This window comes from Shewanella sp. KCT (genome assembly GCF_007636505.1).
GTDB lineage: Bacteria > Pseudomonadota > Gammaproteobacteria > Enterobacterales > Shewanellaceae > Shewanella > Shewanella halotolerans.
Window position 1 is genome coordinate 130,772 of sequence record NZ_LVDJ01000006.1, and the last position, 11,850, is coordinate 142,621.

Consider the following 11,850-nt stretch of genomic DNA (forward strand, 5'->3'; position numbering starts at 1 on the left):
CAGTCTTCAAAATACGATTTTAGCTTCTATTAGGTAGTAAACTATGAAAAAAAATTATAACGTTGAATTTTGGAACTTTGTCTGTCATTTTGGTGAACATAAATTACTAGATTTTTATAGTGAACTTGTTCACCCTGCTTTTACAAACGGCTTAACAAGAGACTATGGAGAAAATTGTTGGTTTTTTCACAATGTCGAATTGCTAACCTGCAATTTTGATGGAAATGAATTACCTTTCGTTTATGGGCGAATCATCAAAGATACTGTTCTTCGTAGAACTCAATATTTTAGTGAAGGGGAATTAAAAGAGGATGAAAAAGGAATACAATCTTCTCCGTCTTCCATTTTTATTCTTTCATTAATAGATCACCGTCTTTTCTTTGTAAAAGAGCAATCTGACTCTCCAACGATGGAGAACTTCAAATCTACGATCACGAAATTCATAAAAGATATTCGAACAAAATTGATTGACGATGAATACAGAGCAGCGAAGGAAATATATGACTATAATGGAGGAAGCAATGGAAAATTACACCGTACAACAAAGAAAAACTTAGGGGTTAGGTTTCCTGAACCCAACATAGAAATTATTGCCCAATCATCCGACGCTGGTATTGATGAATTCGTTAGAGGTATGAAGTCGATAGACCAACTTCAGCTTGAAGTAATTACTCCAAACAATGAATCAGATTGCAATGGTTTTTTTGAAGCCATTAGAAAGAAAGATAAACAAGTCGGAGTAAAAAAATCGACTCATACATATCGGAAAAAGGATGGGGTCTTAGCACATGACAATATCAGTGACATATCTAAAGAGGCAAACAAAGATGAGAATGTCCAAATAACTCTTAAAGGAAAAGATATACACAACGATAAACTCATAGGAACGAATGACAGCTTTAAATTAGTTAAAAGAATCGACGAAATTGAAGAGATTCCAACGTTATTTACAAAATCTGTGTATGAATCCTTCATGGAGCTTATTAAGGATGGGATCATTAGAGGTCCAAAAATATCAGACATGGACAAGGTAAAAGAAAAGCTAAGTAATATTCTTAAGATAATAAGATAGTATAAGATGACTGAAGACAACAACCTGGAAATAATCACCAAAGAGAATAGTTTTTGGAAATTATACAAAGTATGTAGAAAATTAAAGACAAGCAAAGACAATCTAATTGTTTTTGTACTGTCATTATTATATTTCTACACACTTAATATGTATTCTTTTTCCAGTAATAACGAGCTGATATCTGAAATCACGCTTGCATCAACAAACTTAATCTCTTGGTCTGTTAGTTTAATAGGATTTGCATTAAGCGGATATGCAATATTTGCAACACTTTCAGAGAAAAAAATGCAGCTGAGAATGGCTTTTGTAACTGATGAAAACAATAACATTTCCTATTTGAAATCAACACACTGCACTTTCATGAGAATCATTATAGATATGATTTCTATAGTGTTATTGACTTTTCTTCTTACAAACAAGCATCTTTTAGAACACATAAGCATTTCCATTCCAGATTTAGAAAGTGGATTATCGATCACCAATGCGACATTGTGCTTAATGCTAGGTTGGATACAATCTCTTTTAATATTAGAGATAATGCTAGCAAAATCTTTCGTATATAACGTTTACCATAGCATAATGGTTTCAATTAGATGGGCAGGAACTGAAAGTTAATCAACCAACAAAATAGAACACTTCCTACCGCCAAACTGTCAATAAGACCAGGACTATACTTCTCACAACAACATGCTCTAAGCGATTTATATATAATCATTAATTTTCATGATTACTTTTTACATTGCAAAAAAGTCTATCAATGATTCTTAACTATATTAGTAAACCTGCTAGCTAAATAAAATATTATCTAAAAAAGCTCTCTCAAACAGTGCTGCTGCCCAACAGCATTAGCGACGGCCACCAAGCGGCTTTTTATCTCTTCCTCGATCCCTGTACCACGCTTAAGCAAGTCATCAACGGCGATGAAGGCGATGGTATTCAGGCGACTGATCTCATAGTGGTAGGCGTAACCCGATTCGACTACCCAGTTCTCTGAGGTTAACAGCTCGGCCTTGTCATCCAGGGTTCTGACCAGGGTGAAATCGAAGGTTAAGACATGGTCTTCCTTGCCATACCAATCCGCCTTTAGCGCCTGAAAATTAATCCACATCTCAAGCTTGGCCAGTAAGGGCTTAAGTGAACTCGAAAATCTGTCATCGGCTGTGATGGTGATGGGGAATCCTTGCTGCATGGCTCTCTTTACCTCTTGCGTAAGCTTGCCGCTTACTTTACCCACCAGCTTGCTCTTATGCTTAGCTGCCGGAAATGACCTCGGTCTGTCGATAAGGTTTGATTGTGCTGGTGAACCGCCTCAGATGCAATGGTAAAGAGCAAAACCCAGGGCGCAATCTCCCACCACACCTTGTTGAAATTTAATGGTTAAGTTACTCTTGCAACGCTAATAAACCATGGGGATGGATAAGGTTTGCAAGGGATTCTGAGCTACTACAAACAGTGCTTTGCGCACGACAGCGCCGAGATCAACCTCTGGTCGTGTCATAAGCTGGCCGAGCAAGATCAGCTGCTGCTACAGGGTGAAGATGAGCTGGCCAGTGGCTTCCTCCCCCGTCTCCCCTTGCCCCACACCTTAGCCTCGGCGTTAATGAACCGCAGCGCCCTCTATCTGCGTGAGCGGGTATTGCTGCATTGCAGCCTCTTCTTTAGCGGCACCATAGAGCTCAATGGTGAGCGGCGTAAGGTGGTTACACCGCTGCTCTATCGCGAGTGCCAGATACAGGCCGATGGCGATGAGATCTTTCTGCAAGCCAGCGAGTCATTAACCGGCCAAAACCCCTTTACCATCAACGAGGCGCTACTTGAAAAACTCGTGGTGGAAGGCCACAGCCTGACCCAGGAGCTGCGTGATTACCCCACGGACGTGAGCGGCTGGATTGCCTGGCTGCGCGCCGGACAGGCCGATGTGGATGCCACCCAGCTACTGCATTTTCCCAAGCTGATTGATGAAGCGATATTTGAAGGCCTAAGGCGCAAGCGCAAAGGCTTTCTAGTGAGCCGCAGCCAACTGGTGCTAGCCGAGCGCTCTCTTGCCAGTCGCGGCATACTGCACGAACTCGACCTATTGATGGCTGCGCCTGATCTTTCGCCGCCGCTACAAACCCTGTTAGCCGAGCAGCAGCCATCGCCCCAGAGCAAACGACAGATAGCTACCCAGCAAGATTGCCTGCCGGGACTGCTGAGTAATGCCCAGATGCAGGCGCTGGATATCGCCGCCAACCACACCCTAGGGCAGATCTCAGGCCCACCCGGCACGGGCAAAAGCTACACCATAGCCACCATAGCCGCCGAGCAGATATTGCGCGGCAAGTCGGTGCTGATCGCCGCCCACACAGATGTTGCCGTGGACGTGATAGCCGATAAGTTGCAACAACAGTTTCAGCTGGGCAGCAGCCTGATCCGCGCCGGTTCGCCGCAGTTTATCAAGCAGCTCAAGTCCCAGGTGGACGACATGCTCAACGGCATTCATCCCGTCGCCAACAAGAAGGTAACTGACATCGCGCTGCAGAAGGCCTACAAGCAGCTCGATATAGTGACCAAACAGCAGGCCAAGCTGGAACAGAGCTTTACCCGCCATTGCAAGCGCGCCATCGGCCGCGACCAAAAGCTGGCGAGACTCGAACAGCAAAAATCCCGCTGGCGCCTGCCCTACTTTAACTGGTTCTATCGCGGCGGCATTAAGCGCTTCTCCCGTCAGTGGGAGGTGCTGAACAGCTTAAATGGCCTGATCGCGCAGAAAGAGAAACTCAGCCTTGAGTATCTGCAGCTGGCCACCAGCCACAGACAAAGCCGCCTGCTGCAAAACAAGCGCAGCTCCCTGGTGAACTTTGCCAAGGCGATACGGGCACGTCAGTCGGCGAAACAGCTGGAGGCCTTCTACAACACTGACTTCTCGGCGCTGCAGCAGACCTTTCCCATCTGGTTATCCAGCCTCGCCAATCTGCATAGGGTGTTGCCCCTGCAGCAGGAGATGTTTGATCTGGTGATCATCGACGAGGCCACCCAGGCCAACATTGCCGAGTGCCTGCCCGCCCTGCAGCGCGCCAAGTCGGCGCTTGTGGTGGGCGACAGTAAACAGCTGAGACACTTCTCGTTTCTCTCTCGCGAGAAACAAGCCAGCATTCAAACCCAGCTCGGTATAGCACCGGACAGACGCGGACTGCTGAGCTATCGCGATGCCAGCATGCTCGATTTGGTCTCAGGCTCCCTCGGCGCCCAGGCGCAAGTCGCCTTCCTGGACGAGCACTTTCGCAGCAAGCCGGAGCTTATCCAGTTCAGTAATCAGGCCTTCTATCAAAATGCCCTCAAGGTGATGCAGCACAGGCCCTGCACCAGCTCGGGACACCTGCACAGAGTTCAGGTTGATGGGATGCGCGACGCCAAGGGAGTAAACCTCGTCGAGGCCGAGGCCTTGATGGACAAGCTGAGCCAGCTTATTGAGGAACAGGCCGATGCCTTGGTGCCCTCTAGCATTGGGGTGCTCTCCTGTTTTCGCCATCAGACAGAGTATCTGTCAAAGCAGATCATGACCCGGTTCAGTCTGGCGCAGATAGAACGTCATCAGCTGCGGATCGCCACGCCTTTTGGCTTTCAAGGCGAGGAGCGCGACATCATGCTGCTCTCCTTCAGCGTGACTGCCCAGGACAGTCGCGCCGCAGCCTACCTTAACCGCGCCGATATGTTTAACGTGGCTATCACCCGCGCCAAACAGGCGCAGTGGCTGTTTCTGTCTTTGGATGAAACGGCGCTGCCTAACAATAATCTGTTGGCCAAATACCTCACCTCGGCGACCCAGTTTGAGGCTAAACACAACTATGTCGATGCCCTCGACGAGTTCGGTCAGTCGGTGACCCAGGCGCTTGAGGCCAAGGGGATTACTGTGTGGCGCGCCTACCATATGGCGGGGCTGGAACTGGATATCCTCTGCCGCTACGGCGACCAGTATCTGGCGATAGACTTAATTGGCTACCCTGGCCCCTGGGAGGACTTCTTCGAGATTAACCTCTACAAGCTACTGCAGCGCGCCGGCGTCAGCCTAATGCCGCTAAGCTATGGCCTGTGGAGCCAGCAGCAAGCCCTGTGTATCGACCACATCTGCAAGCAGTTCGGTATAGCGCCCACCCAAGAGGTCGCTTGAAGAAAATTCAATTGCCCACAGCCAGTTAATACCGCAAGGTTATGTTTTTAGATCAAATGGATAGTAAGTATGTCAAAGGGAATGACACAGCTTAACCGGATACCTCTACCGTTTTTATTACCGGCTTTATTATTGGCTTTATTACTGATATTAACGCTTGTTTTAAGGCTGTCAGAGGGTGCGGCAAACCTAGCCATCCCCTGCTTGGAAAATACCTACTTACAGGATCCCCATATGGAAGCTAGCTGTGTAGCGGACGTGATCGATAACACGGCAAACCTCACCTATCAGAATGATGCCATGCTGGAGAGCGGGCAAGAGGTTCATATGGTGAGCGAAATCGAGCTCACATTAGCTAGCAACGGGATTGATGAACAAGCCACACCGCAAATCAGCGCCGTCAAATTCCTCTCCGCCACCATGACACTCAATTGTGATATCGACTGTGACACCATGGACGGCCTGAACCGTCACGCCGGGCAGCTATTTCTCGCCTTTAACCGTTACCTCGCCGACCTGCCTCAGCTTAATCTGGTGAACGCCAAGGACTTGAAGCTAAAAGATGATATGGAAGCGCTGATTATCCGTATCTCGCAAAGCAAGGCAGAGATATCCAGCCTGCTAGCAGCGGACATTCAGAGCGAAATTAACGAAGGAAACCAACCCATAGTTTACGTCAAACTCCTTGGTGAACATGGCTTAGCACTGCACCTCAAACTCATGCTTACAGGCAAAACCTGGTTAATCGCAGAGACAATCGAAGAAGGCTTGAGAAGCACAAAAACCTCTGAAGACGGCTTGAGCTTAGCAGACCAACTACCCTTGATTAACTTCAGCCAAAGCGAGTATGAGGTCTTTCATCAAAACAGACCTTGGGCCGAGCACTTTGTAATGAATCAAATCCGCCTGAACCAGTGCTGGCGCAGGACAATCGCCACGACACGACTCGCACCAGACGGCACCACCACAACCCAGGGCCGAGACGTCGTCACCTGCGACTATCAATACCGATAACGGCTCAACCGCAAACAGCCCAAGTTAAGCTTTTCAGCTCTAACAGGCATGAAAAAAGCGAACCACAAGGGTTCGCTTTTTTATCAGTTAGTCGATCACATAATTGCGTCGCTGTCGAAGCACTCTTTGCACAATCCGCTCCGCGGCGGCAAATCGAAGGCTTTAGCGCGGAGTTGACTTGTGTCAATGAGCACGAAAGCTGAGATTCAACGCCGCAGTAGCGAGTCCAAGCAGCCAACAAAAAAGCGAACCTTAGGTTCGCTTTTTTATATCTAAGCTTCAGATGAAGCCAATTACGCCATAATTGCGTCGCTGACGAAGCTAGTGCTAGGCAAATCGAAGGCTCTAGCGCGCAGTTTACTTGAGTAAATGAGCACTGGAGCCGAGATTTAACAACGCAATAGCGAGTCCAAGCAGCAATTATTTGTAATCGTCAATCGGTGCACACGAACACATCAAATTACGGTCACCGTACACGTCATCAATACGATTCACAGTCGGCCAGAACTTGTTAGCCTTAACCGCAGCCGTTGGGAACACGGCCGTTTCACGGCTGTATGGACGTGAGTCGAACTCGCTGTCCATGATGTCGGCCATGGTGTGCGGCGCGTTGTGCAGCGGGTTGTTATCCGCTGGCCACTCACCGGCTTCAACCTTGGCGATCTCGCCGCGAATCGCAACCATAGCTTCGATAAAGCGATCCAGTTCAGCCTTAGACTCAGACTCTGTCGGCTCGATCATCAGGGTACCGGCAACCGGGAAGCTCATGGTCGGCGCGTGGAAACCGTAGTCGTTCAGACGCTTAGCGATATCCATCTCGGTAACGCCAGAGGCTTCTTTAAGCGGACGCAGGTCGATAATACATTCGTGCGCTACGCGGTCATTACGGCCTGTGTAGAGCACAGGGTAATGGGCAGACAGCTTCTTCATCACATAGTTAGCGTTTAGCAGCGCCATCTGAGTAGATTGTCTCAGGCCCTGGTAACCCAGTAGCTTGATGTACATCCAGGTGATAGGCAGGATGCTGGCGCTGCCGTATGGCGCTGCCGATACCGCACCGTTGTTGTCTGACTCACGACCATGCTTAACCACGGCGTGACCGGCAACGAATGGCGCAAGGTGTGCTTTAACACCGATAGGGCCCATACCTGGTCCGCCGCCGCCGTGTGGAATCGCGAAGGTCTTGTGCAGGTTAAGGTGCGACACGTCTGCGCCGATTGAACCTGGTGAAGTCAGACCTACCTGAGCGTTCATGTTGGCGCCGTCCAGGTATACCTGACCGCCGTGCTGATGGATCACTTCGCAGATCTCGCTGATGGTCTCTTCGTACACACCGTGAGTCGATGGGTAGGTCACCATGATGCAAGAGAGGTTTTCGGCCACTTCGGCAGCCTTAGCCTTAAGATCTTCCATGTCCACGTTACCGGCTTTATCACAGGCGGTAACCACGATCTTCATGCCAGCAAGCTGGGCTGAAGCTGGGTTAGTACCGTGGGCAGACTGAGGGATCAGACAGACGTTTCTGTGACCTTCGCCGCGAGACTCGTGGTACTTCTTGATAGCCAGCAGGCCGGCGTATTCGCCCGATGCACCCGAGTTAGGCTGCATGCACATGGCGTCATAACCTGTGATGTCGACCAACCAGTTTGACAGCTCCTCGATAAGCTCGGCATAACCCTGGGCTTGATCTTGCGGGCAGAAAGGATGCATGTTGCCAAATTCTGGCCAGCTCACAGGCATCATCTCGGTCGCCGCGTTCAGCTTCATGGTGCAAGAACCTAGCGAGATCATCGAGTGGTTCAGTGCTAAATCTTTGTTTTCCAGACGCTTGATGTAACGCATCATCTCAGTTTCGCTGTGATAGCGATTGAAGGTTGGATGCTCAAGGATAGCGTCTTGACGTACCAGCTCGGCTGGAATTGAGTTGCTGCCATTAGCGATGATGTCGGCATCGATTGCCGCCACATCTAGGCCATGACCTTCGCCTAGTACGATATCAAACAGCTGCGCCACATCTTCACGCGTGGTGGTCTCAGCCATGGCGACACCTAAGATGCCGTCGCTGTCGATACGCAGGTTAACTTCACCGGCAATGGCGCGAGCCTGCACGGCGGCGCTGTCGGCTACCTTGAACGAAACGGTATCGAACCAAGTATTGTTAACCAGCTCAACGCCTTTAGCCTTCAAGCCAGCGGCGAAGATGTCGGCCAGACGGTGGATACGGTCGGCGATAATCTTCAGGCCTTGTGGGCCATGGAATACGGCGTAGAAAGAGGCCATGTTGGCCAGTAACACCTGTGCGGTACAGATGTTTGAGTTAGCCTTTTCGCGGCGGATATGCTGCTCACGAGTCTGCATCGCCATACGCAGGGCGCGGTTGCCACGGGTATCTTGTGACACACCGATAATACGGCCTGGTAGTGAACGCTTGTGCTGATCGCGAGTCACGAAGAAGGCAGCATGTGGACCACCAAAGCCCATTGGTACACCGAAACGCTGGGCGCTACCGAAGACGACGTCGGCGCCCATTGAACCAGGCGACTTGAGCGATACCAGCGACATGATGTCGGCGGCAACGGTCACGACGGCTTTCTTCTCTTGCAGCGCGGCAAACAGCTCGGTGAAGTCGGTGATTTGACCATAGTGGTTGGTGTATTGGAACAAGGCACCAAACAGCTCATAGTTAACCGCTTCGCTGGCTGGGCCAACCACGATTTCGAAACCGAAACATTCGGCGCGGGTCTTCACCACGTCGATAGTCTGTGGGAACACATCGTCGGCGATGAAGAAGATGTTGGCTTTCTTCGCCTTAGAGACACGCTTGGCCAGCGCCATGGCTTCGGCCGCTGCAGTGGCTTCGTCCAGTAAAGAGGCTGAAGCCAGGTCAAGACCGGTAAGATCCATCGACACCTGTTGGAAGTTAAGGATGGCTTCCAGACGGCCCTGGGCGATCTCAGGCTGGTATGGGGTGTACGCCGTGTACCAACCTGGATTTTCGAATACGTTACGCTGAATCACGCTTGGCACTATAGTGCCGTAGTAACCCATGCCGATGTAGCTCTTGAACACCTTGTTCTTATCCGCGTACTTGCGAATTGAGGCAAGGCCTTCGGCTTCGCCACAGGCGCTGCCAACGGCAAGATCGCGTCCAAGACGAATCGACTCAGGGACTATCTGCTGTGTCAAATCTTCTAAAGATTCTGCACCAACGAAGTTCAGCATCTCTTGCTGATCTGCGCTGTCCGGGCCGATATGACGACGGATAAATAGTTCGTGCTGCTCTAACTGAGTGAGGGTTTCAGTGGTCATGATTAACCTAGTTCCATATTTGCCAGTATCCTAGCTGTAGGGGGCTGGTGTTACCGGTCTCGTTGTTTGATGTGGTTCTACTTCTCGTTACCGGCCTGCATATTGCGTGGGCTTATAACGAACGAAGCCCCATCTCTTTGCGATATGGGGCTTCGTAGGCATCGACAATTACTCTTCGTCGATAACCGCTTGATAGCCTTCGGCATCAAGCAAATTGTCTAGTTCGCTCAGGTCGCTTGGCATGATGCGGAAGAACCAGCCATCACCGTATGCGTCGCTGTTAACCAGCTCAGGAGAATCTTCTAGCGCTTCGTTAACCGCTACCACTTCACCTGAAACGGGTGCGTAGATGTCTGAAGCGGCTTTAACCGACTCGGCTACCGCGCAGTCATCACCGGCGCTAACGCTGTCGCCAACTTCTGGCAGCTCAACGAAAACCATGTCGCCTAGTAGCTCTTGGGCGTGCTCACTGATACCAACAGTGTATGAACCGTCTTCTTCTCTGCGGATCCATTCGTGTGAAGAAGCGTATTTCAATTCAGTCGGAATATTGCTCATTATTTTTGTTCCTTGTTCCGTAGTGCTAAATTTTAAAAACTAAGACTGTATAACCACTCAAGCGCCTGTCATTCGACTGGGTCAGCCGATATTTTAGCAGCTTTGGTCCGAGTTGCTTAGGTAGAGCAACCCGGCCCCGCTATTGCCCTTTTGGCAGCCTGACGGCTAAACAGGGATAACCCTTATCAAACAGTTAGAAAGCCTGCTTACCGTTGCGCACGAAGCTAGGTGCGATCACTTTAACAGGGACGCGCTTCTTACGCATCTCTACTTCTGCGACATCGCCAACAGAATTAGGCACGCGGGCCATGGCGATTGAGTAGCCTAAGGTCGGAGAGAAGGTGCCGCTGGTGATAGCGCCCTGCTGCTCAACGCCTTCTGCGTCGGTGAAGAAGACTGGCATGCCGGTGCGCAGTACGCCCTTAGCTTCCATCACCAGGCCAACTAGCTTATCTGTACCAGCGGCTTTGATGGCGGCTAGCGCTTCGCGGCCGATGAAGTCACGGTCTTCAGGTTCCCAGGCGATGGTCCAGCCCATGTTGGCCGCCAGCGGGTTAACGCTCTCGTCCATATCTTGGCCGTACAGGTTCATACCTGCTTCTAAACGTAGGGTGTCGCGGGCGCCCAGGCCACATGGCTTAACGCCATTATCTAGCAGGGCTTGCCACAGAGCTTCGGCTTCAGCCTCGGGTACGATGATCTCGTAACCGGCTTCGCCTGTGTAACCTGTGGTTGCGATGAAGAGAGAGCCAGACTGCACACCGAAGAAAGGCTTCATGCCTTCAACCGCTGCGTTTTGCTCGTCGGTAAATACCGCCGCCGCTTTCGCCTTAGCGTTAGGACCTTGAACGGCGATCATCGCCAGCTCAGGACGCTCAGTGACAGTCACGTCATAGCCTTTAACTTGCTCGGTGATCCAGGCGAGGTCTTTCTCGCGAGTGGCCGAGTTCACTACGATACGGTAATGGGTGTCGCTGAGATAATAGGTGATCAGGTCGTCGATAACGCCTGCATTGTGGTCTAACATGCCACCGTAGAGTGCCTTACCCGGCACCTTGAGTTTGGCGACGTCGTTGGCCAGTAGCTTACGAAGAAAATCACAGGCCTCAGCACCCGTAACATCAACTACTGTCATGTGAGACACGTCAAACATACCTGCGTCTTGACGCACAACATGGTGTTCTTCGATTTGAGAGCCGTAGTTTAGCGGCATGTCCCAACCGTGAAAGTCGACCATTTTGGCGTTAGCTTCTAGGTGCTTGTTAAAGAGTACAGTTTTATTAGCCATTATTATCTCTTCTTTTTTGCCCTTTTCGGGTCTTACCTGGCGGTGCCTCAGCGCTAGGGCATGATTGATGAAATGGGGCAAAGGCCGAAAGGGTCGGTCAAGCACTATCTTGTCATCAATAGGCGGTAGCGAAGCAGACGGTCATGGTGAACCGTCTCGAACTGACACACCTGAACCTAGGGTACGTAGGGCCAGGATGTGATTGCAAAGATGAGTTTTTGCATCAATTGCGTCGAATAAGATGCATCAACAAATTCTGTTTTAAGATACGCGCTTGGTATCAAAATGCGGCGAAATTATACCTTGCGTCACAGTTTTGTATACAAGAGAATTTTCTAATCCGAACCATTTTCCCATTACTTTTTCTCATGTTTAAAATGTAGTTTTTTTACATGAGAATCCGTATATCAAATCAAATGATGTCAACCACTTGTATTTAAAAACAAAATGATAAGGTGC

At 49.9% G+C, this 11,850-nt stretch carries 8 protein-coding genes; 4 read left to right on the plus strand and 4 right to left on the minus strand.

All coding sequences use genetic code 11. From position 1 onward, the window contains the following. Positions 1 to 43 precede the first annotated feature (43 nt). Positions 44 to 1,072, plus strand: coding sequence for a hypothetical protein (locus AYI87_RS10665; protein WP_144201952.1), 1,029 nt, complete (start codon positions 44 to 46; stop codon positions 1,070 to 1,072). 6 nt (positions 1,073 to 1,078) lie between these two features. Then, on the plus strand, positions 1,079 to 1,687 hold the full coding sequence (locus AYI87_RS10670) for a hypothetical protein (RefSeq protein ID WP_144201954.1): 609 nt from the start codon (positions 1,079 to 1,081) through the stop codon (positions 1,685 to 1,687). A 190-nt stretch (positions 1,688 to 1,877) separates the two neighbouring features. Here the strand turns inward: AYI87_RS10670 and AYI87_RS10675 are convergent, their stop codons facing one another. Beyond that, on the minus strand, positions 1,878 to 2,306 hold the full coding sequence (locus tag AYI87_RS10675) for a hypothetical protein (protein WP_260865122.1): 429 nt from the start codon (positions 2,304 to 2,306) through the stop codon (positions 1,878 to 1,880). Positions 2,307 to 2,495: 189 nt separating this feature from the next. On the opposite strand from AYI87_RS10675, the gene AYI87_RS10680 reads away from it, so the two are divergent. Together AYI87_RS10680 and AYI87_RS10685 are read left to right on the plus strand one after the other, a co-directional pair. Next, a complete protein-coding gene (locus tag AYI87_RS10680; RefSeq protein ID WP_144201956.1) occupies positions 2,496 to 5,222 on the plus strand; it encodes a DEAD/DEAH box helicase in 2,727 nt (908 codons plus the stop codon). 69 nt (positions 5,223 to 5,291) lie between these two features. Continuing rightward, a complete protein-coding gene (locus AYI87_RS10685) occupies positions 5,292 to 6,236 on the plus strand; it encodes a hypothetical protein (protein WP_144201958.1) in 945 nt (314 codons plus the stop codon). Positions 6,237 to 6,656: 420 nt separating this feature from the next. Here AYI87_RS10685 and gcvP read toward each other — a convergent pair whose 3' ends face one another. The 3 genes from gcvP to gcvT all read right to left on the minus strand — a co-directional run bounded on the left by gcvP (position 6,657) and on the right by gcvT (position 11,391). Further along, positions 6,657 to 9,545, minus strand: coding sequence for an aminomethyl-transferring glycine dehydrogenase (gene gcvP, locus AYI87_RS10690; RefSeq protein ID WP_144201960.1), 2,889 nt, complete (start codon positions 9,543 to 9,545; stop codon positions 6,657 to 6,659). Between the two features lie 168 nt (positions 9,546 to 9,713). After that, positions 9,714 to 10,103, minus strand: a complete 390-nt coding sequence (gene gcvH, locus AYI87_RS10695; protein ID WP_011866859.1) for a glycine cleavage system protein GcvH — start codon at positions 10,101 to 10,103, stop codon at positions 9,714 to 9,716. Between the two features lie 193 nt (positions 10,104 to 10,296). Beyond that, on the minus strand, positions 10,297 to 11,391 hold the full coding sequence (gene gcvT / locus AYI87_RS10700; protein ID WP_144201962.1) for a glycine cleavage system aminomethyltransferase GcvT: 1,095 nt from the start codon (positions 11,389 to 11,391) through the stop codon (positions 10,297 to 10,299). Between the last annotated feature and the right edge of the window lie 459 nt (positions 11,392 to 11,850).